This window comes from Streptomyces mangrovisoli, from assembly GCF_000974985.2.
Classification (GTDB): domain Bacteria; phylum Actinomycetota; class Actinomycetes; order Streptomycetales; family Streptomycetaceae; genus Streptomyces; species Streptomyces mangrovisoli.
In genome coordinates this window covers 1-21,511 of the sequence record NZ_LAVA02000123.1, presented here as the reverse complement: position 1 = coordinate 21,511, position 21,511 = coordinate 1, and the positions used below count along the sequence as shown (strand labels likewise).

The 21,511-nt window shown below is 71.3% G+C and carries 17 protein-coding genes and 1 pseudogene; 5 read left to right on the top strand and 13 right to left on the bottom strand.

What is annotated here, in order from left to right; all coding sequences use genetic code 11:
- The first annotated feature begins 66 nt into the window (after window positions 1-66).
- The 3 genes from WN71_RS36885 (at window position 67) to WN71_RS36875 (ending at window position 4,284) form a co-directional block, all read left to right on the top strand.
- Complete coding sequence (locus tag WN71_RS36885; RefSeq protein WP_046587926.1) at window positions 67-1,323, top strand: citrate synthase; 1,257 nt, start codon at window positions 67-69, stop codon at window positions 1,321-1,323.
- A gap of 137 nt (window positions 1,324-1,460) precedes the next feature.
- A complete protein-coding gene (locus WN71_RS36880) occupies window positions 1,461-2,402 on the top strand; it encodes a sucrase ferredoxin (protein ID WP_046587924.1) in 942 nt (313 codons plus the stop codon).
- A 148-nt stretch (window positions 2,403-2,550) separates the two neighbouring features.
- Window positions 2,551-4,284: an ATP-binding protein gene (locus tag WN71_RS36875; RefSeq protein ID WP_052743086.1), complete on the top strand. Its 1,734-nt coding sequence runs from the start codon at window positions 2,551-2,553 to the stop codon at window positions 4,282-4,284.
- On the opposite strand, the gene WN71_RS36870 is transcribed toward WN71_RS36875, so the two are convergent.
- The 3 genes from WN71_RS36870 to WN71_RS36860 all read right to left on the bottom strand — a co-directional run bounded on the left by WN71_RS36870 (window position 4,253) and on the right by WN71_RS36860 (window position 7,072).
- Window positions 4,253-5,326, bottom strand: coding sequence for an ABC transporter substrate-binding protein (locus WN71_RS36870; RefSeq protein WP_046587920.1), 1,074 nt, complete (start codon window positions 5,324-5,326; stop codon window positions 4,253-4,255). The genes WN71_RS36875 and WN71_RS36870 overlap by 32 nt on opposite strands.
- A 77-nt stretch (window positions 5,327-5,403) precedes the next feature.
- A complete protein-coding gene (locus WN71_RS36865; protein WP_046587917.1) occupies window positions 5,404-6,267 on the bottom strand; it encodes an ABC transporter permease in 864 nt (287 codons plus the stop codon).
- A complete protein-coding gene (locus WN71_RS36860) occupies window positions 6,257-7,072 on the bottom strand; it encodes an ABC transporter ATP-binding protein (protein WP_046587915.1) in 816 nt (271 codons plus the stop codon). The genes WN71_RS36865 and WN71_RS36860 overlap by 11 nt, the downstream gene beginning before the upstream one ends.
- A gap of 159 nt (window positions 7,073-7,231) precedes the next feature.
- Here WN71_RS36860 and WN71_RS36855 point away from each other — a divergent pair, with 159 nt between their 5' ends.
- Window positions 7,232-7,924, top strand: coding sequence for a response regulator (locus WN71_RS36855; protein ID WP_046587913.1), 693 nt, complete (start codon window positions 7,232-7,234; stop codon window positions 7,922-7,924).
- Between the two features lie 24 nt (window positions 7,925-7,948).
- Here WN71_RS36855 and WN71_RS36850 read toward each other — a convergent pair whose 3' ends face one another.
- From WN71_RS36850 to WN71_RS36825, 6 genes are all read right to left on the bottom strand, one after another.
- Window positions 7,949-9,538, bottom strand: a complete 1,590-nt coding sequence (locus WN71_RS36850; RefSeq protein WP_046587911.1) for a solute symporter family protein — start codon at window positions 9,536-9,538, stop codon at window positions 7,949-7,951.
- Window positions 9,535-10,095, bottom strand: a complete 561-nt coding sequence (locus WN71_RS36845) for a DUF485 domain-containing protein (RefSeq protein ID WP_079178399.1) — start codon at window positions 10,093-10,095, stop codon at window positions 9,535-9,537. Before WN71_RS36845 ends, WN71_RS36850 begins: the two co-directional genes overlap by 4 nt.
- Window positions 10,096-10,164: 69 nt before the next feature.
- Window positions 10,165-10,851 carry a response regulator transcription factor gene (locus tag WN71_RS36840; RefSeq protein WP_046587906.1) on the bottom strand — a complete coding sequence of 229 codons (687 nt, stop codon included), beginning with the start codon at window positions 10,849-10,851 and terminating at the stop codon, window positions 10,165-10,167.
- Complete coding sequence (locus tag WN71_RS36835; protein WP_046587904.1) at window positions 10,848-11,999, bottom strand: sensor histidine kinase; 1,152 nt, start codon at window positions 11,997-11,999, stop codon at window positions 10,848-10,850. The genes WN71_RS36840 and WN71_RS36835 overlap by 4 nt, the downstream gene beginning before the upstream one ends.
- The gene (locus WN71_RS36830) at window positions 11,996-12,520 is read right to left on the bottom strand and encodes a DUF1453 family protein (RefSeq protein ID WP_046587902.1); all 525 of its coding nucleotides are present in this window, start codon (window positions 12,518-12,520) and stop codon (window positions 11,996-11,998) included. The genes WN71_RS36835 and WN71_RS36830 overlap by 4 nt, the downstream gene beginning before the upstream one ends.
- Before the next feature lie 319 nt (window positions 12,521-12,839).
- Entirely contained in the window at window positions 12,840-14,963 is a 2,124-nt protein-coding gene (locus WN71_RS36825) for a DNA gyrase/topoisomerase IV subunit B (protein WP_046587899.1), read from the bottom strand.
- Window positions 14,964-15,404: 441 nt separating this feature from the next.
- Here WN71_RS36825 and WN71_RS36820 point away from each other — a divergent pair, with 441 nt between their 5' ends.
- Window positions 15,405-15,635, top strand: coding sequence for a DUF7455 domain-containing protein (locus WN71_RS36820; protein WP_030171920.1), 231 nt, complete (start codon window positions 15,405-15,407; stop codon window positions 15,633-15,635).
- Window positions 15,636-15,894: 259 nt separating this feature from the next.
- On the opposite strand, the gene WN71_RS36815 is transcribed toward WN71_RS36820, so the two are convergent.
- The 4 genes and pseudogenes from WN71_RS36815 to WN71_RS36800 all read right to left on the bottom strand — a co-directional run.
- Window positions 15,895-16,791: a serine protease gene (locus tag WN71_RS36815; RefSeq protein WP_046587895.1), complete on the bottom strand. Its 897-nt coding sequence runs from the start codon at window positions 16,789-16,791 to the stop codon at window positions 15,895-15,897.
- A gap of 154 nt (window positions 16,792-16,945) precedes the next feature.
- Window positions 16,946-18,496 carry an RNA polymerase sigma factor gene (locus tag WN71_RS36810; protein WP_046587954.1) on the bottom strand — a complete coding sequence of 517 codons (1,551 nt, stop codon included), beginning with the start codon at window positions 18,494-18,496 and terminating at the stop codon, window positions 16,946-16,948.
- Between the two features lie 1,030 nt (window positions 18,497-19,526).
- Window positions 19,527-20,408: a FadR/GntR family transcriptional regulator gene (locus tag WN71_RS36805; RefSeq protein ID WP_046587892.1), complete on the bottom strand. Its 882-nt coding sequence runs from the start codon at window positions 20,406-20,408 to the stop codon at window positions 19,527-19,529.
- Window positions 20,409-20,570: 162 nt separating this feature from the next.
- Window positions 20,571-21,511 (bottom strand): annotated as a pseudogene (locus WN71_RS36800) (ABC transporter ATP-binding protein); the annotation flags it as partial.

Below are 21,511 nucleotides of genomic sequence, written 5' to 3'. Positions count from 1 at the left end.
GGTTGACTCAATGTCTGTCAATATTGATTGAATCAACTTGTCATCAGGGTGGATACCGTGTGCGCCATGCGTGATCAGGAACCCGCCCTCGGCCGGCCCGGCGGACGCCGCCTCAGCACCCGCGAGACCGCCGAGCTGCTCGGCGTGAAGCCCGAGACCGTGTACGCCTACGTGAGCCGCGGCCAGCTCAGCAGCAGACGCGAACCGGGCGGCCGCGGCAGCACCTTCGACGCCAAGGAGGTGGAGGCCCTCGCCCGGCGCAACAGGCGTGAGGGCACCGTCGGTTCGGGCTCCGGCGGAGAGCTGTCCGTACGGACCCGCATCACCCTCATCGAGAAGGACCGCTACTTCTTCCGAGGGGTCGACGCGACCGAGCTCGCCGCCCGCCGCTCCTACGAGGAGATCGCCGAGTGGCTGTGGACCGGGCGCCTCACCCCGGGCGTCACCTTCACCGCCCCGGAGGCGTCCGCGGCGGCCGCCCGCCGGGCCGTAGAGGCGCTGCCGGAACACGCCGGGCCCACCGACCGGCTGCGGGTCGCCGCGATCGCCGCCTCGGTCGAGGACCCCATGCGCTTCGACCTGTCCGAGGACGCCGTCCTCGGCACCGCGCGCATCCTGATCCCCACCCTGGTCACCGCCCTGCCCAGGAAGCGGCACACCCACACCGACGGCGACTCCCTGGCCCAGCGGCTGTGGGGCAGGCTGACCGGCCGTATCGAGGACGAGACGTCCCTGCGCGCCCTGGACACCGCCCTGGGCCTCCTCGTCGACCACGACCTGGCCGCCTCGACGCTGGCCGTCCGGGTCGCCGCCTCCGCCCGCGCGCACGCCTACGCCGCCGTCTCCGCCGGATTCGGCGTGCTGGAGGGCCCGCTGCACGGCGCGGCCAGCGGCCTCGCCCACCGGCTCCTCCTCGACGTGCTCGACGAGGGCAGCGCGGCCCCCGTCATCGCGGACGAACTGCGCGCAGGCCGCCGTATCCCCGGCCTCGGCCACCGGCTCTACCCGGGCGAGGACCCCCGCGCGCGCGTGCTGTTCGCGCTCCTGGAGGAGATCCCGAACGCGGGGCCCGCCCTCGCGGCGGCCCGCGACATCGTCGCGACCACCGCCCGCCACACCCCGCTGCACGCCAACGTCGACCTGGCCCTCGCCGTGCTCACCGTGACCTGCGGAATGGCCGCCTCGGCCGGAGAGACGATCTTCGCCGTCGCCCGCACGGCGGGCTGGATCGCGCACGCCCTGGAGGAGTACGGCGAGCGGCCCCTGCGGATGCGGCCCAGCGGGCACTACGTGGGGCCGCAGCCGCCGCAGCCCCTGCCGTAGCGCGTGCCGCGGCGGGACCCGCCCCTCCGCCGGGCCCGCCGCGGAGCGCCGCCCCGGACCCGTGTCCCACCCCACCGGAGCAGGACACGGGGCGGGCCCGGAAGTGGTTCGGGCGAAGTCAGGTTAGGCTCACCTCTGTGAGTACGTGCGCGACCGTCTCCCAGGGTCTCGACGAGCCGCTGTCCGGAACCGCGGCCACCGCGACCACCTGGCTGCTGCTGGAACAGCCCGGCCCGTGGGGCGCCAAGGCGCTCACCTCGAGCCACCTGGACCCCGCGCTCGGCCGCGCTCTGGAGAGGGCCGCCGACGGCACCGGCGTGCGCGTCGCCCTCATCCGGCGCCCCGGGCGCCACGCCGACCCCGGCACGCCCCCCGTGCGCCGCGTGTACGCCGCCCACGTCGTACCGGGGAACGTCTGGCTGCACGCCGCCACGACGCGCGATCCTCGGCAGCTCCTCGGCCTCGACCTCGCGGCGCTCGGTCGCGGCGACCACCGCAGCTTCGGCTCGGCGCTCGGCGGCGCCCCCCACACGGGCGACCCGCTCGCCCTCGTGTGCACCAACGGCAAACGCGACCGCTGCTGCGCCCTGCTGGGCCGCCCCCTGGCGTCGGAACTCGCCGCGTCCGGCGTCGAGGGCGTCTGGGAGGTCACCCATCTGGGTGGTCATCGCTTCTCGCCGACGGTCCTCGTGCTGCCGTACGGATACGTCTACGGCCGGGCCGAGGCGCACGCCGTCAAGGAGGTCCTGCACGGCGCCGCCGAGGGACGCGTGGTTGTCGACGGCTGTCGCGGGAACTCCGCCTGGGAGCGGCCCGGCCAGGCGGCCGAGCTGGCCGTGCGCTCCCTGCTCGGCGAGTACGCCGTGGACGCGTTGAGCGTCGTACGGACGGACGGCGCGGCCCCGCGCTGGGAGGTGACGCTCGCCCACACGGACGGCCGCCGGTGGCACGTGGCCGTCGCCTACGGCGCCGCGTTGCCGCCCCGCGCCGAGAGCTGCGGCGCCTCGGTGCTCGGCTCCCCGGCCCGCCTGGAGGTCACGGCCGTCCACGAACTGGCAGCCGCGGCGCTCCCCGGCTGAGCGTCCACGCGCGCCGGAGCCCCACGCGCGCGTGGCCGCCCCGGGAGCCATCCGGGCCGAGGGGCCGCTCAGGCGCGTACCCGCCCGGTGACCCACCCCGCGCACCGCCCCTATGGCTGCGCGCACTCCGCCACGTACCGTCGTCGCCATGAGCCCCACAGCCCCCGCCCGCCGCCTGCGCCTCGGACTGCCACGGCGGGTGTTCTCGCAGGTGCTGCTGATGCAGGTGCTGCTCGCCGCGGGCGTGGCGGTGCTGGCGACCGGACTCTTCCTCGCGCCCCTGAGCCACCAGCTCGACCAGGAGGCGATGCGCCGGGCGCTCGCCATCGCCGAGACCACCGCCGAGCAGCCCGCCGTCGTCCACGACCTCCAGGACACCAGCCCCTCCCCCACCGGACCCGTGCAGCGCGAGGCGGAGCGGATCAGGCTCGCCACCGGCGCCGAGTACGTCGTCGTGATGGACCTGCACGGGGTGCGCTGGTCGCACACCGACCCGGCGCAGATCGGCCGCAGGGTCTCGACCGACCCCAGCCGGGCGCTGGCCGGAGCGGAGGTCATGCAGATCGACACGGGCACCCTGGGTCGCTCGGCGCGCGGCAAGGTGCCGCTGCGCGACGCGCGCGGCCGGATCGTCGGGGCGGTGTCGGTGGGCATCGCCTACGACAGCGTGCGCGGGCGTCTGATGAGCGCGATCCCCGGCCTGTTCGCGTACGCCGGCGGCGCCCTGGCCGTCGGCGCGCTCGCCGCCTGGCTGGTCTCGCGGAGGGTCCATCGGCAGACCCGGGACCTGGCCTTCTCGGACATCTCGGCGCTGCTCGCGGAGCGGGAGGCGATGCTGCACGGCATCAGGGAGGGCGTCGTCGCCCTGGACCGCACGGGTCGCATACGGCTGCTCAACGACGAGGCGCGGCGCCTGCTCGGCCTCGGCGACGAGTCCGTGGGCCGCACTCCGGACGAGGCGCTCGGCACGGGCCGTACGACGGACGTGCTGGCCGGCCGGGTCACGGGCACCGATCTGCTCGCCGTGCGCGGGCAGCGGGTCCTGGTCGCGAACCGGATGCCGACGGACGACGGCGGCGCCGTCGCCACCCTGCGCGACCGCACCGAGCTGGAGCAGCTCGGCCGGGAGCTCGACTCCACGCGCGGTCTCATCGACGCGCTGCGCGCCCAGGACCACGAGCACGCCAACCGCATGCACACGCTGCTCGGCCTGCTCGAACTGGACATGTACGACGACGCGGTGGACTTCATCGGCGAGGTGGTGGGCGACCACCGCGCGACCGCGGAACAGGTCACCGAGAAGATCCGGGACCCGTTGCTGGCCGCGCTGCTGGTGGGCAAGGCGACCGTAGCCGCGGAGCGTGGTGTCGCCCTGTGGATCTCGGAGCGCACGGCGCTGCCGGACCGGTTGATCGACCCGCGGGGGCTGGTGACGGTCGTGGGCAACCTGGTCGACAACGCCCTCGACGCCGTCGCGGGTACGGCCCACGCGCGCGTGGAGGTCGAACTGCGTGTCGAGGGCCGTACCGCCGTGCTCCGGGTGCGCGACACGGGCCCGGGGATCCCGGCCGAGCGGCGCGAACTGGTCTTCACCGAGGGGTGGTCCACCAAGCGGCCGCCCGCGCACGGCCGGCGCGGGATAGGGCTCTCGCTGGTGCGCCGGCTCGCGGAGCGGCAGGGCGGGAGCGCCACGGTGGGGGACGCCGACGGCGGGGGCGCGCAGTTCACGGTGGTGCTGCCGGAGGCGCTCGTCGGGGACGAGGCCGTGGCCCGTCCGGATGCGGCCGGGCCGCTTCCGGACGGGGCGGAGTCCCTCCCGGAAGCGGCGGTGCCCCTCCCTCGTGGGAGCGTCAGCCCGCGGAGTTCTCTGCCGCCTTCTTGACGAACTCGGTCGTGTAGGTCTTGTCCAGGTCGACCGTTGCGTTCTTGATCGTGGGGTTGAACGCCTTGAGCACCCGCTCCACGGTCTCGGGTCCGTCCTGGGGCATCACGCCGTCGTCGGTGAACATCGGCAGGGTGTTCTTGATGGAGGCGGCGTAGAGCGCGCCGTCGCCCTGGGCGTAGTCGGCGGGCATCTTGTCGGCGATCTCGGACGCGCTGTGGGTGGACATCCACTTGAGCGTCTTGACGAATGCATCGGCCAACTTCTGGACGGTGTCCTTGTGTTGATTCACCCAGTCCGTCTGCATGTACAGACTTGACGACGGGTAGGGCCCGCCGAGCGCCTCCTGCGACCCCTCGGGGGTGCGCATGTCGACGATCACCTTGCCCGCCTTCTTCGACAGGACCGTGGCGACGGTGGGGTCGGTGGTCATGCCGGCGTCGATGGAGCCCTGCTGCAGCGCCGAGACGAACGTCGGGCCCGCGCCCACGGCGACGGAGGTGAACTCGTTCGTCGAGACGCCGTTCTTGACCGCGAGGTACTTGGTGAGGAAGTCCGTCGAGGACCCGAGGCCCGTGACGCCGAGCTTCGTGCCCTTGAAGTCCTTCGGCGAGGTGACGGTTCCCGCCTTCTTGGTGGACACGACCTCCACCTCGCCGGGCGCGTGCGAGAACTGCACGACGGATTCGACGGACTTGCCCTTCACCTGGAGGTCGAGCGTGTGGTCGTAGAAACCGACGGCGCCCTGGACCTGGCCGGAGACGAGCGCGGTCTCGGCCTGGACGCCTGCGGGCTCGCTGAGGAGTTCGACGTCGAGGCCCTCGGCGTCGAAGTAGCCGAGCCGCTGGGTGAGCATCGCGGGCAGGTAGATGACCTTGTCCAGGCCGCCGACCATGATCTTCACCTTGGTGCCCTTGCCGTCGCCCTGTCCGCCGGAGCCGGCGGACGCGGTGTTCGCCGCGTCGTTCGCGCAGGCGGTCAGGGAGGTCAGGGCGAGCAGGCAGGCGGCGGTGAGCGAGGCGTGTCTGGCGATGGTGCGCATGGCGTTGTCACGTCCTTGTGGGAGGGCGATGCGGATGACGGGGTCGGGTGCGAGGCCGGGTGCGAGGCCGGAGGGGCTCAGCGCTCGGTGTGCGCGGGCTTCCAGCGGAAGACACGGCGCTCGGCGAAGGTCAGCAGCCCCTCGGCGACCAGGGCGACGACGGCGAGGATCACCATGGCGGCGTACACGCCGGCCGCGTTGAACGTGCCCTGGGACTGGGCGACGAGCAGGCCGATGCCCTGGGTGGCGCCGATGTACTCGCCGACGATGGCGCCGATGAGGGCGAAGCCGAAGCTGACATGGAGGCTGGTGAAGATCCACGAGGTGGCGGAGGGGATGACCACCTGGAGTGTCACCCTGCGGTCGCTCGCGCCGAGGACGCGGGCGTTGGCGATCAGGTTGCGGTCGACCTCGCGGGCGCCCTGGAAGGCGTTGAAGAACACCGGGAAGAACACCAGCACCACGGCCGACGCGACCTTCGAGGCAGGCCCGAGCCCGAACCAGATGACGAAGATCGGGGCCAGGACGATCCTCGGGATGGAGTTGAGCACCTTGATGTATGGACCAAGGATGTCGGCGAGCAAGGCGACCCGGCCGAGAGCGATACCGAACACCACACCGGTGACGACTCCGATGCCCCAGCCGAGCAGCGCCTCGTGCAGCGTCACCCAGATCTGTTGGCCGAGGGAACCCTGCGCCGTGCCGTGCGCGACCCAGGTGCTGATCTGATCCCAGATCTTCGACGGCATCGAGAAGTTGAACGGATCGATGACCTCCGCCCGCGAGAGCGCCTCCCACAGGCCGAGCACGGCCACCAGGAGCAGCACGCGGGCACCGACGACGACCGCTCTGCGCCGACGGGCGGCACGCGCCCGGACCTGCTTGCGGTCGGGCGGCGAGGCGGTGTCTTTGACGGGCTTGGCGAGGACCTCAGGCGACATGGGCGGCACCCCTCTCGCGCGTGATGCGCACCTCTTCGCCGAGGGACGCCCAGATCTCCCGGTAGATCTCGATGAACCGCGGTAGCAGGCGCACCGACTCGACCTTGCGCGGACGGGGCAGGTCGATGTCGAAGACCTGCTTGACCGTCGCGGGCCCGGCGGTCATCACGACGACCCGGTCGGCCAGCGCGATGGACTCCTCGAGGTCGTGGGTGACGAAGACGACCGAGGCGCCCGTGCCCTCCCACAGCTCCAGGAGCTCGTCCGACATCAGGGCCCGGGTCTGCACGTCGAGCGCCGAGAACGGCTCGTCCATCAGCAGGATCTCGGGGTCGTTGACGAAGGTCGCGGCGAGGGCGACCCGCTTGCGCTGGCCTCCGGAGAGCTGGTGCGGGTAGCGGTCCTCGAATCCCGCGAGGCCCACCCGGGCGATCCAGTCGCGGGCCTTCTCCTTCGCCTCCGCCTTGGGCACGCCGCGGAAGCGCGGGCCCGCCATGACGTTGGACAGGACCGTGCGCCAGGGGAAGGTGGCGTCCTGCTGGAAGACGAACCCGACCTTGCCGCCGACCCCGCCGACCGGTGCGCCGGCCACCAGGACCTCGCCGTCGCTGGGTTCCTCCAGACCGCTGACCAGGGTCAGCGTGGTCGACTTGCCGCAGCCCGTGGGCCCGACGACCGCCACGAACTCGCCGCGGCCCACCGTCAGGTCCAGATCCCGCACGGCCGTGTGCGGGGCCCCGGACGGGGTCCTGAAGGTCTTGCTCGCGCCCCGCAGCTCGATGGCGGGGCTGGTGTCTGCGCTCATGGGCCGGGACCGTAGGCGCGCCGGCCCACGGGGCAGCAGTCTTGTGGGCGCAACCCGTTGTTTTGCTCGCAAGCACCTGTTGTGCTCTTTTTGCTCGCGCTACAACTGCGGAGCACGAAACACGGGCGTAACGCCCGCCGGCCTCGAAGGAAGGGCCTGATGATTGACGTCATGGTGGTGGACGACGACTTCCGTGTCGCCGAGATCAACGCCAGGTACGTGGGCAAGGTTCCCGGCTTCCGGGTCGCCGACCGCGCGCACAGCGCCGCGCAGGCGCTGACCGCCGTACGGCGCGGGGGCGTCGACCTGGTGCTGCTCGACCACTACCTGCCCGACGGGACGGGCCTCGAACTCGTGCACCGGATGCGCGAGGAGGGCCTCGGCGCCGACGTCATCATGATCACGGCGGCCGGTGATGTGGCGACCGTGCAGCGGGCGATGCGCCTGGGCGCGCTGCACTACCTGGTGAAACCGTTCACCTTCGCCGCGCTGCGCACCCGTCTGGAGTCGTACGCGGCGCTGCGCCGCACCGTGGACCGCGTCGGCGTGCGCGGTACTGCGGGGCAGGAGCAGGTCGATCGCATCTTCGGCGCACTGCGGACCGCGCCCGCCCCGTCGTCACCGGGGCTGCCCAGTGGCCATTCCGAACCGACCACCGATCTGATCTGCGGTGTCCTGCACGGCGCCGGAGCGCCGCTGTCGGCCCACGAGGTCGCCGTACGCACCGGCCTGAGCCGTTCCACGGCACAGCGCTATCTGCGCCACCTGGAACAGGCGGGCCGTCTGCGCCTGTCGCTGAAGTACGGCGACACCGGCCGCCCGGAGCACCGGTACGCCTGGGTGGCTGTGTAGCGCGGACAGCCCGTGCCCCGCCGATCAGACCGCTCCCGCCCCGGTCAGGGACCGCACCTCCGTCTCCGCGTGTTTGGCCTCGTCGGGGATCTCGGGTGAGGTGACCGTGCCGAGCCAGCCCGCGAGGAAGCCCAACGGAACGGAGACGATCCCGGGATTCTGCAACGGGAAGTACTGGAAGTCGAGGCCCGGGAACAGCGAGTCGGGGCTGCCCGACACCACCGGGGAGAGCACGACGAGCACCAGCGCCGGCACGAGCCCGCCGTAGACCGCCCACACCGCGCCGCGAGTGGTGAAGCCGCGCCAGAACAGGGAGTAGAGCAGCGCGGGGAGGTTCGCGGAGGCGGCGACGGCGAAGGCGAGGCCGACCAGGAAGGCCACGTTGAGGTCCCGCGCGAGCAGTCCGAGCGCGATCGCGACCACCCCGATGCCGACCGCGGCCAGCCGGGCCACCGTCACCTCGCCACGCGGCGCCGCCCGTCTGCGCAGCGAGGCGTACAGGTCGTGGGCGACGGACGCCGACGACGCCAGGGTGATGCCCGCGACCACCGCGAGGATGGTGGCGAAGGCGACGGCGGCGACGACCGCGAACAGCACGGTGCCTCCGGTGGAGTCCGCGCCCCCGCCCAGATCGAGGGCCAGCAGCGGTACGGCCGTGTTCCCGGCCGCGTTGGACCCGCGCACGGCGTCCGGGCCGACGATCGCGGCGGCCCCGAACCCGAGCACGATCGTCATCAGGTAGAAGCCGCCGATGAGTCCGACCGACCAGATCACCGAGCGGCGGGCGGCCCGCGCGGTCGGCACGGTGTAGAAGCGGGACAGGATGTGCGGCAGTCCGGCGGTGCCCAGCACCAGGGCCAGGCCGAGGCTGATGAAGTCGAGACGCGCGGTCCAACTCCCGCCGTACTTAAGTCCCGGCGCCAGGAACGCGGTCCCGTGTCCGCTGCGCTCGGCGGCCGTGGACAGCAGCCGGTCGACGTCGCCGTGGAAACGCACCAGCACCAGCACGGTCAGCGCGACGGTGCCGGCCAGCAGCAGCACCGCCTTCACGATCTGGATCCAGGTGGTGGCCCGCATCCCTCCGAACGACACATAGATCACCATCAGCGCGCCGACGGCGATGACCGTCCAGGCCTGCGCGGCCTGGCTCGTCCGCCCCAGCAGCAGTGCGACCAGGCTGCCCGCCCCGACCATCTGCGCCACCAGGTAGAGAACGGACACGGTGACCGAGGAGGTTCCCACCGCGATCCGCACCGGCCGTTCCCTCATGCGCGCGGCCACGACGTCGGCCAGGGTGAACCGGCCGCAGTTGCGCACCAGTTCGGCGACCAGGAACAGCACCAGCAGCCAGGCGACCAGGAATCCGACGACGTAGAGGAGCCCGTCGTAGCCGAACAGCGCGATCAGCCCGGTGACTCCGAGGAAGGATGCAGCGGACATGTAGTCGCCCGCAATGGCAAAACCATTCTCCATCGGGGAGAAGAGACGGCCGCCCGCGTAGAACTCCTCGGCCGACCCGTGCCGATGCCGGCCGACCCACGTCGTGATCCCCAAAGTGACCGCGACGAACGCGCTGAACAGCATCAACGCCAGCGTCTGGTGCTGCCCCGTCATCGGGCACCGCCTCCGATGCCTCGGGTCAGTTCCTGTGTGTCCCAGCGCAGTTCGAGCGCGGCCCGGTCCCGGCGCAGCCGTGCGTGGCGGGCGTAGGCCCAGGTGAGCAGGAACGTCGTGAGGAACTGGCCGAGCCCCGCGACCATCGCCACGTTCACGGCGCCGGCGACCGGCCGGGCCATGAGCCCCGGCGCGCTCGTGGCGGCCACGACATAGGCCACGTACCAGACGAGGAAGGCCACCGTGCCGGGGACCACGAATCGCCGGTAGCGACTGCGCACCTCCTGGAAGGCCGCGCTGCGCTGCACCTCCAGATACACCTCCCCGGGATCGACGTCCGCCGCCTCGTCGGCCGCGCGCGCGAGCGGTACGGCGGCGGGCCCGGGCCCGGACTCCGCCGACTCCCCCCACCCCGAGGCGAGGGCGTCGTACCAGGGGTCCTCGTAACTCACACCCCGGGACGCCTCGGTGAGGGTCGGGTCATCCGGCTCGTGGTTCTCGGCCGAGCCCTGAGGAGCACCCGCGTCTCCGCGGGGACGACCGTTGCTTGACTGCATACGCAAGGATGGACAGACCGGGCACACCCTCGGCCCCGCTTCCCGGGCCCCTTCACCCCATCAGGTGACTCAATGCGCTGGTGGCCGGGCAAGGCCCTTCGCATAGGCGTAACGGACGGCCTGGGCACGGTCCTTGAGTCCCGTCTTGGCGAAGAGGTTGTTGATGTGGGTCTTCACCGTGGCGGTGGAGACATGGAGTTTCCGGGCGATCTCCTGGTTGCTGAGCCCCTCCGCGATCAGCGCCAGCACCTCGCTCTCCCGCGTCGTCAGCCCGTCCGGCGGCTCCGCGGGCCCGGGCACGGGCGGCCGCTCGGGCTCCGACAACCGCTCCAGCAGGCGCCGTTGGATACTGGGCGAGAGTCCGGCGTCCCCGGACAGTACGCTGCGCACGGCCCGCGCGATCTCGTCTCCCCCGGCGTCCTTGGTGAGATAGCCCCGCGCGCCCGCCTTCAACGCGGGGAAGAGGGAGTCGTCGTCCGCGAAGGTCGTCAGCACCACCACCTGCGTGCGCGGGTGCTCGGCACGGATCCGCCGGGTCGCCTCCACCCCGTCGCAGCGGGGCATCCGCAGATCCATCAGCACCACGTCCGGATCCAGCTCCGCCACCAGCGCGACCGCCTCCTCGCCGTCGCCCGCGGAGCCGACGACCTCGATCCCCGGCAGCAGCCCGAGCAGCATCACGATGCCTTCGCGCACCACGGTCTGATCGTCGGCGACGACCACCCGAGCGGACCTCAGGCCGGCCTCCTCCGTCATACCGGCACCTTCAGTGTCACGACGAACCCCTCCTCGTCCGGCCCGGCGTCCAGCGAGCCGCCCAGCAGCTCGGCGCGCTCCCGCATCCCCAGCAGACCGTACCCGCCGCCGGATGTGCCGAGTTCACCCGCGGCGCCCCCCGAGTCCCGCACGTTCAGCGTCACTTCGTGCTCGCGGTAGTCGAGGCGGATCCGCACCTTCGCACCGGGGGCGTGCTTGCGCACGTTCGTCAGGGCCTCCTGGGCGACCCTGCGCACCGCCTGCGACGCCTCCGCGGACAGCTGCGGACGCTCACCCGTGACGGTGACCTCCGCGCCGCCGGCCGCGCTGACCAGCTCGCTCAGGAAGTCCTCCAGCGGCGTCAGTTCACCCCGCAGCGCGGAGAGTGCCTGGCGGGTCTCGGCGAGGCCGTCACGGGCCATGCCGCGCGCCGCGACGACCCGCTCGAGGATCTGGTCCCGGTCGGCTCCCCGCTCGATCAGCAGCCGGGCCGCCTCCAGGTGCACCATCTGCGCGGACAGGCTGTGTGCCAGCACGTCGTGGATCTCCCGCGCGATCCTGGCGCGCTCCGCCAGGGCCGCCGACTCCGCTTCGGCCGCGCGCGCCGCTCGTTCCTGGGCGAGCAGCCGCTGCGCGCCGCCGCGGGCCTCGGCGTCCAGACGCAGGACGTATCCGGCGAGGGCCATGCCGGTGACGGTGGCGGCGGTCGTCAGCGGGACGTCGTTGTTGACGGCGGCGAACGAGGCGAGGGCGACGGAGGCGACGGGCAGCGCGGCGCCCATGGGCATCCGCTCCAGCGCGGAGATCGCGCAGCCGCACCACAGGACGAGCGCCGGTCCTTCGAAGCCGGTGGACTGGGCCAGCACGGCCATCCCGAGCAGCGGGACGACCAGGAGGAGCGACGACATCAGCCGGTGCTGCAGGGTGGTCCGCCAGAACGCCCGGGCGAGCACTCCGGTGACGGCGATCCCGACGACGGCGAACGCGATGCCCCAGCCGTGCACGTGCTTGTTGTGGAACACGCTCCACAGCAGCATCCCGAGAACCAGGGCGCGGATGCCCCCGGACAGCAGGCGCCTCGGCCGGGAGAGGCCGTTGCGGCCGAGTGCCTCCGGGGACGGCCAGCGGGTCCAGGCGTTCTCCGTCACACGCGGTCCTTCCAGGCGGGCCGGATCACGTCGTCACCGTACGCCGCGGCCGGGGCGGGCGTCGCGGTCAGCGACTGTGCCCGCCAGACGAGGATGCCGGAGCGCACCAGCAGGGTCGCGGCGAGGGCGAGCATCAGGGCGGAGCTGTGCTGGTGGATGCCGAGCGCGGCGCCCAGGGCGAACAGGCCCGCCCTTGCGGCTATGCCCACGCCCCAGACCGCGACGCTGGCCTTGGTGCTCTTGCTCCACAACGCGCCGTCCGGCTCGGCCCACACTCGGGTGGTCCAGGCCCAGCCGGCCCCGGTGGCCAGGCCGAGGACGAGTTCGGCGCCGAGCAGCAGCGCGGACTGGGTCGGATGGTGGGAGTCGACCATGCCGGGCTCGCGCAGGGCCACGACCGCCAGGATCGCGGGCACGAGCCACCAGCGCCGGTCGGCGCCTATCCGGCGGGCACGGAACTGGCGGACGATCACCAGCACGACAACGGCGACGATCACCAACGCGTTGACGAGCCCGGACATGAGAGGCCTCCGTGAGCGGGGAGAGGGTCCCGGCAGCGAGCGCTGCCGATGCCCCAAACGCTACGGATCCGCGCAGGTCGGCGAATCGGCTCGGAGGTGGAACGTGGGTGGATCCGCCACGGCGCGGGGATCCACCCACGGGTGGAGAGGCCGGGGCGGGCCGGAGCGGCCGACCCGCGAGGTGTGGGTGCGGAGGGCCCGCGAGGTGTGGGTGCGGAGGGTCCGCGGAGTGCAGGTGCGGAGGGCCCGCGGGTTGCGGAGGGAGTGGTCGGGAGCCGGACCGTCCGGCCGGGCCGGCTCCCCCTTGTGCCGGCGTCCCCTACGCGTCGATCCGCGACCGGTCCATCGTCGCCGCCGAGCTGGAGATGAACTCCTTGCGGGGGGCGACGTCGTTGCCCATCAGCAGGTCGAAGACCGTCTCGGCTGCGTCCAGGTCGGAGAGGTTGATCCGGCGCAGGGTGCGGTGCCGCGGGTCCATGGTGGTCTCGGCCAGCTGGTCGGCGTCCATCTCGCCGAGGCCCTTGTAGCGCTGGATCGAGTCCTTGTAGCGGACGCCCTTGCTCTGGAACTCCAGGAGCTTCTCGCGCAGCTCGCGGTCCGAGTACGTGTAGACGTACTTGTCCTGGCCCCGCTTGGGCTGGCTGATCTCGATGCGGTGCAGCGGCGGCACCGCGGCGAAGACCCGGCCCGCCTCGACCATCGGCCGCATGTAGCGGTGGAAGAGGGTCAGCAGCAGGGTGCGGATGTGAGAGCCGTCGACGTCGGCGTCGGTCATCATGATGATCTTGCCGTAGCGGGCCGCGTCGATGTCGAAGGTGCGGCCGGAGCCCGCCCCTATGACCTGGATGATCGCGCCGCACTCGGCGTTCTTCAGCATGTCGGTCACGGACGACTTCTGGACGTTGAGGATCTTGCCGCGGATCGGCAGCAACGCCTGGAACTCGGAGTTGCGGGCGAGCTTCGCCGTACCGAGCGCGGAGTCTCCCTCGACGATGAACAGCTCGCTGCGGTCGACGTCGTCGCTGCGGCAGTCGGCCAGCTTGGCCGGCAGGGACGAGGACTCCAGGGCGGTCTTCCGGCGCTGGGCGTCCTTGTGCTGGCGGGCCGCGATCCGGGTGCGCGCGGCCGCGACGACCTTCTCCATGATCACACGGGCCTGCGCCGCGTCGTCGCGCTTCGTGGAGGTCAGGAACGCCTTGAGTTCCTTGGAGATCACGTTGTTCACGATGCGGCGGGCGGCCGAGGTGCCGAGGACCTCCTTGGTCTGGCCCTCGAACTGCGGCTCGGCCAGGCGCACGGTGACGACGGCGGTGAGTCCTTCGAGGGCGTCGTCCTTGACGATGTCGTCCTCTGCGACGCGCAGCAGCTTCTTCGCGCGCAGGACCTCGTTCATCGAGTCCTTGATCGCCTGCTCGAAGCCGGCGACGTGGGTGCCGCCCTTGGGCGTGGCGATGATGTTGACGAAGGACCTGAGCGTCACGTCGTAGTTCGTGCCCCAGCGCATCGCGACGTCGACGCCGAGTTCACGGGTGACCTCGGTGGGCGTCATCTGGCCGTGCTCGTCGAGGACCGGGACGGTCTCCTTGAAGGTGCCCTGTCCGGTGAAGCGGAGGACGTCGCAGACCGGCCGGTCGGTGGCCAGGTACTCGCAGAACTCGCTGATGCCGCCGTCGAAGCGGAAGGATTCCTCGCCCTTGCTGCCGTCCTGGCCGAGGCCGAACTCGTCACGGACGACGATGGTCAGGCCCGGCACGAGGAACGCGGTCTGGCGGGCGCGCTGGTGCAGCGTCTCCAGGGACAGCTTGGCGTCCTTGAGGAAGATCTGCCGGTCGGCCCAGTAGCGGATGCGGGTGCCGACGCGGGTCTTCGGGATCCGCTTGGTCTTGCGCAGCCCGCTCGCGGCCTCGAACTTCGCGTCGGGGCCGGCCGCCATGAAGGCGCCCGGCACGCCGCGCCGGAAGCTGATGGCGTGGACGCTGCCGCCGCGGTCGACCTCGACGTCGAGGCGCGCGGACAGCGCGTTCACCACGGAGGCGCCCACGCCGTGCAGACCGCCGGACGCGGCGTAGGAGCCGCCGCCGAACTTGCCGCCGGCGTGCAGCTTGGTCATGACGACCTCGACACCGGAGAGGCCGGTCTTCGGCTCGACGTCGACGGGGATGCCCCGGCCGTTGTCGCGCACCTCGACGGAGCCGTCGTCGTGCAGGACGACCTCGATGTGGTCGCAGTAGCCGCCGAGGGCCTCGTCGACGGAGTTGTCGATGATCTCCCACAGGCAGTGCATCAGGCCGCGGCTGTCGGTCGACCCGATGTACATACCGGGCCGCTTGCGCACGGCTTCGAGCCCCTCCAGGACGAGCAGGTGCCGCGCGGTGTAGTTGGAACCGTCCCGGTCTGCTCCTGCCAGCAGAGCCGTGGACGGCGCGGACGTATCGGCGGTCACGCGGTTCGCTCCTCGCTGAATTTCAGATGGGGCCCTTCTGGGTAAGGGCGTGGCTTCATCGTCGCTCAGAGGGTACCGAGCCCTGGTAGAGCCGTTGTAACGCCACCCTCGTCGGAAGTCACCCTAGTCGAGGGTCGCATGGGTGTTCGATCCCTCGATGGAGTGAAGTACATATCACGTTCCCTTCGGGGCATGAACCATTTAGGCTCCGGGCACGTCCTCATGCACAACCGGCAACGCTGCCGGGAGGATGGAGACAATGACAGACAGCGCGAAACCGTAAGACACAGAGATACGTAATACGGCACATTCGCCGCCAACCGGCAACAGACGGCCGGCCTCGAAAGATTTTTTCGAGGAAAGGCCCCGAGCGGGAACGTTTTGGGCCTGGTTGGATGTTGACCCTGGTACGACAGCTCGTCGAGCTAGAGAAGAGGCGACGTGACTACTGTTCTGACCCCCGCGAGCCCGTTGACGGCCGCCGATCGCTGCGACCGTTGCGGCGCCCAGGCATACCTGCGCGTCGTCCTGCTCAGCGGCGGAGAACTGCTCTTCTGCGCCCACCACGGTCGCAAGTTCGAGCCGGAACTCAAGAAGATCGCCGCTGAGATACAGGACGAGACGGAGCGGCTGACGTCCGTTCCCGCGTCTGCCTCCGAAGATGAGCGCTGACACCTCGCGTTAAACGACGAGCCAGCCCCGGCACAGGCCGGTGAACGGGCGGCCGCTCCCACCAGGGAGCGGCCGCCCGTCGTCGTAGGCGCTCGCGAGTGTCCTTCTGCCCCCTGACGGATTCCGCGACCGGCCTCCGGCCGGGCCCCCTGGTGCGTACTCTCGCCGCCGCAGCTGCTGCTGCGACGGCGACCGTTCCACCCCGCCAGAAAACCTCTCACAGCCCTGGAGCGGGTCTCTCCAAGCCCCGCAGGGGCGCTCAGCCCCTCCGGGCCCCCTTGGCGCCCCTGGCGCCCCTGGCGCCCTTCGAGCGGCCTCCGTGGCTCTTGGCCGTCGCGTTCAACGTGTGGACGACGTCCGACACGCGCGCGTAGACACCGGGATAGCCGGACCGCCCACAGCCGCTCCCCCAGGACACCAGCCCGATCAGGCGCCCGTGCGCCACCAGCGGGCCGCCACTGTCGCCCTGACAGGCGTCCGGCCCGCCCTCGCGCTCTCCGGCGCACAGCATGGAACTGGCGTGATAGGTGCCGTCGGGACCGCCGGGATAGGCACGTTCGCACTGACTGTCGGCGAGCACGTGCAGGCGTGCGGCTCCCAGGGTGTGCGGGTAGTCCCCGCCGCCCGAGATGTCGCCCCAGCCGTAGACGGTGGCCTCCGTCCCGGGTTCGTAGGCCGGGTCGCCCTTGCCTGCCATGCGGACGACCGAGCCCTGCGGCAGCGGCGAGGCGAGCGTGAGGACGGCGAAGTCGCCGGCGTTGCTGTCCTTGTCGTAGTGCGGATTGACCCAGATCTTGCGGACAGGGATCTCCGCCCCGCCGCGCGCGAGCAGATCCGTACGCCCGGCGATGACCTTGAGGTCGCCCGGGTGGTCGGGCGGCGCGCCGAGGACGTCCTCGGCCATGCAGTGGGCTGCGGTCAGCACGGTGGTCCGGCCAACCGCGACACCTCCGCAGAACTGTCCCGCCCGAGTACCTCCGAACCGGTCACGGCTGGACAGGGCGACCGTCCAGGGTCCCTGGGAGACGTCCACGGGGAATCCGCCCACCACGACGCTGTCGGCGGCCACAGGGGCCGCCGAGGCCAGCGGTATGGCGGTGGCGGCGGCCGCGAGGACCAGCGGCCGGGTCAGGGCGCGGGCAACGGTACGAAGCATGCACGTTCCTCACTCTGGGGTGGTCATGGGAGACCCAGAGTGATTCAGCGCGCCGTACTGCGCACCCGCGGCAGCGCGAAGGCCCGGTCCCCCACGAGGGAGGACCGGGCCTTCGGCGTCGTACGACCGGGTGGAGTCGGCGCGGAGCGGCGGACTAGTCGAGGTAGTCGCGCAGCACCTGGGAACGCGACGGGTGGCGCAGCTTCGACATCGTCTTGGACTCGATCTGGCGGATGCGCTCACGCGTGACGCCGTAGACCTTGCCGATCTCGTCGAGGGTCTTCGGCTGGCCGTCGGTCAGGCCGAAGCGCATGGACACGACACCCGCCTCACGCTCGGACAGGGTGTCGAGGACCGAGTGCAGCTGCTCCTGCAGAAGCGTGAAGCTGACCGCGTCGGCCGGGACGACCGCCTCGGAGTCCTCGATGAGGTCGCCGAACTCGCTGTCGCCGTCCTCGCCGAGCGGGGTGTGCAGGGAGATGGGTTCGCGGCCGTACTTCTGGACCTCGATGACCTTCTCCGGGGTCATGTCGAGCTCCTTGGCCAGCTCCTCCGGGGTGGGCTCGCGGCCCAGGTCCTGGAGCATCTGGCGCTGCACACGCGCGAGCTTGTTGATGACCTCGACCATGTGCACCGGGATACGGATGGTGCGGGCCTGGTCGGCCATGGCGCGGGTGATCGCCTGACGGATCCACCAGGTGGCGTACGTGGAGAACTTGTAGCCCTTGGTGTAGTCGAACTTCTCGACCGCGCGGATCAGACCGAGGTTGCCCTCCTGGATGAGGTCCAGGAAGAGCATGCCGCGGCCGGTGTAGCGCTTGGCCAGGGAGACCACCAGACGGAGGTTGGCCTCCAGGAGGTGGTTCTTGGCGCGGCGGCCGTCCTCGGCGATGATCTCCAGCTCGCGCTTCAGCTTCGGGGCGAGCTTGTCGGCGTTGGCCAGCTTGTCCTCGGCGAACAGGCCCGCCTCGATGCGCTTGGCGAGTTCGACCTCCTGCTCGGCGTTGAGCAGCGGGACCTTGCCGATTTGCTTCAGGTAGTCCTTGACGGGGTCGGCGGTGGCGCCGGCGGCCGCGACCTGCTGCGCGGGCGCGTCGTCCTCGTCCTCGTCGGAGAGCACGAAGCCGGCGCTCTCGGTGCCCTCGGGCTCGTCACCGGGCTTGGTGTCCTCGAGGACCTCGTCCTCGACCAGCTCGGCGTCGTCCTTCTTGGCGGTGGTCTTCTTGGCAGTCGTCTTCTTGGCGACGGCCGCCTTCTTGGCCGGGGCTGCCTTCTTGGCGGCGACGGCCTTCTTGGCCGGGGCCGCCTTCTTGGCCGCGGGCAAAGCCTCCTCGGCGGTGTCGTCGGCTGCGGGTGCGGCGGGGGTGGCCGTGGTGGTGGCGGTGGCCTTCCGCGTGGTCACCGTCTTCGCCGCGACCGTCTTGGTGGCGGTGCGCTTCGCCGGGCTCTTCGCTGCGACGCTCTTGCGGGTCCGCTTGGGCTCCGCGGCACTGACCATCAGCGTCACACCCTCTTCCTCGAGGATCTGGTTGAGGCTGCGCAGTACGTTCTTCCACTGAGTGGCCGGAATCTGGTCAGCTTCGAAGGCCCGACGCACATCGTCGCCGGCGATCTGCCCCTCAGCCTTTCCCCGCTCGATGAGCGCCATGACAGAGACGGACTCGGCGATCTCCGGCGGGAGCGTACGGGATGTGCTGGCCGACACGAACAACCTCTCGGAACGTTGGAAAACGGCTTCCGGCCCCGTCCACGACGGACTGGAGCCGACCGCCGGCTTGGGGATGGGCCGACGGTGCGGGCGGGGGCCGGGGAGTTGCACAGCGCCTGTGATGGCGTCCGTATTCCCTCCGCGGCTGTCACCTCTTAGGTCATCGCGCTGTTTCCGCGAGTGTTACGCCGAATCTGCGTGGCCCGAGTCACACCTCGTACATACGCAAAAACGGTCACTCTCGGACAGATCGCGTCACGTGAAGCCGGGACCGGGGCGCCCACGCGCCTCGCCTCCAGGCTACCGGTTCGCGCGGGTACGCCAGCTCCCACCGGGTCCCCGGGATGAAGGGGCCCGGCGGGACGTGACGGATTCCGCCGAAACAGATGCTCCAGGGCGCGACCGAACGGATCCGGTTGCGATCGAGACGGGTCACCTCAGTTCGCAAATGATTCGTGCACGATTGGGTTGTGGTCGATGCGGTACGGATCGCGCGAGGCCGGCAGCGCGGCGGTCCCGGTGGCCCCGAATCGGATCCGGAGCCGGAGCCTGGGTGCGGATCCGGGCGCGAGTGCGGATGCGGATGCGGGCGCGGATACGGCTGCGGCTGCGGCTCCTGGGTCAGGAACCCAGGGCCAGGAGTCCGGAGTACCGAGTCACGCGGTGCGCGCGGCCCGACCGCCGGGCAGGGCGGGTCGGGGCGTGAGGCGCATGCCCGGTCGCGCCGCGCGTCCGGGGTGGGGCCGCTGTTCGACGCCGGGCCGATGCCCGACCCGACGCCCGATCCCAAGTCCGGATCGACGCTCGGGCCGACGCGGGCCGTTGCCCAGGGTCGGCGCCGTCGCCCGAGACCTGTCGGAACCGGTCGGCTTCCGCTCAGGCCTGGCGTGCGGCGGACCTGACGCGAAAGGTCCCGGTCGCCGCTGTCGGCCCTGGCATCTCCGTCACCGCGTCGCCGTCACCGTCGTCTCCGCCACCGCACCGGCGTCTTCGTCACCGTCGCCTCCGTCGCCCCAGCCGATCCGGATCAGTGCTCACGCGGGGCCGGCACGACGCGCTCCACCTCGGGGTGAACGGTGAGCAGCTGCCGCATCGCCGCCTCGGCGGCGAGGCCGTCACCGGTGCCGAGAGCGTCGACGATCCGGCCGTGCTGCCCGAGCGACGCCTCGTTCGGCCGCTCGCAGCCCGTCACGGGACCACCCGAGACCTGAAGTGCCGCGGAGACGATCCCGGAGAGGTGCTCCAGCATGCGGTTGCCGGCGATCTGGATGAGGAGCGTGTGGAATTCCATGTCCGCACGGGAGAAGGTGAGCGCGTCACCCTGTCCCATGGCGTGGCTCATGATCTCGACCAGGTCGGCCAGCCGCTGCTGGACGTCCTCCCGGCCGTGCCCGGCGGCAAGGCGCGCGGCGAGCGGTTCGATCGTCCAGCGCAGCTCGTTCAGCTCGCGACGCTGGTCGTCACGCTGCGGACCGAAGGCCCGCCATTCGATGATGTCGGGGTCGAGAAGGTTCCAGTCGCTCACCGGGCGCACCCGCGTGCCGACGTTGGGGCGGGCGCTGACCAGGCCCTTGGCCTCCAGAACGCGCAGCGACTCGCGGACGACGGTGCGGGACACCTCAAAACGCTGACCGATCTCCTCGGGGACCAGCGGGCGGTCGGCGCCCAGGTCACCGGAGACGATCATCTGACCGAGCTGCTGGACGAGTTGGCCGTGCAGTCCGCGGCCGCGGCTGCCCGTGGCGCGGCGGCCCACGCGGCCGAGGTCGGGGTCCGCACCGTCCCAGACGTGGGCTCCCACACGGTCGGCGGCGGCCTCATAGGGGTAGCGGTCGAGTTCGCCCGGGCCGACCAGGCCGGAGTCGGTGGAGCGGGCGGCGGTCATCATGGTGTGCGCAAGGGTACTCACGGATCCTTTGTCGGCGCCCTTCTCAACTCCCTTGAGGTCTTTGGTGAAAAGCACACGAAAGGGTGATCGCTCACCCCGTCGCAATTGACGCCTTATCGGAAAGAAATGGGCTTTCCCCGGGGAGTTGTGGGCACGACAGGATCGGAAGGGGGCGACCGTCGGTCATCGGGCCCTGTGGCGCACGGTGTTGAAGAGGTAAGCGCACATCAGGACCGTGAGCGACAACGTCAGCGCACTGCCCACCGGTTGAGCCACCACCCGCAGCACCGCGAGCAGATACCGCCCGCCCCCGAAGGGCCACTGCCACAGCAGCAACTGACGCAGACGCAGCTGCATCCCGGCCGCGGTACGCACCGTCGACCCCTCCCACGCCTTGTGCAGCAGAGGTACGACCACCACGGGCACGGCCACCACCGCCGCCAACCCCGCCGTGGTGGAACGGAACAGTCCGGCCGCCAGCACTCCGGCCCACGCGCAGCCGACCATCAATCCGACCCAACTAGCACCCAAAGAAATCCAATCCGCGGGAACTTCAGCCACCTCCCGCCCGTAGAACAGATACAACGCCTCGGCATCGCACCCCACCACCAGAAAGGCGAGCACCAGTGCGGTAACCGAAGAAACGAGCAATTTCGCGGTGAGCAGCCCCAGCCGGCGGGGCACACTTCCGCGATCGGCCGCCAGCGCGGGATGACGGAACTCCTCGCCGAAGGCCAGCGCGCCCAGCAGCCCCGCACCGAGGGCCGCGGGCGGCAACGGCAACTCCCTCGGCCACGCCGCGAACAGACGCGCCTGAGGCGTGTGCCCGACGCGAGCCAGCAGTACGGCGCCGAGGGCGGACACGGCGAGCACGACGGCGCCGGTGAGGAAGGTCGTGCCGACACCCATGGCGCGGCGCAGCTCGTAGCGGAGGGGGCGGAGGGGGCCGGGGGCCGAGCGGACGGGGATGGGGCATCAGCGCCGGCGTCCGCCTCAACAGCAGTCCCGGTCTCGACCGCGGCCCCCGTCTCGACAGCAGTCCCGATCTCGGCGGCGGTCCCGGTCCGGCCAACGCCCTCGGGCCCACCAGCGGCACCTGCCTCTCCCACGGCTCCCGCCTCGGC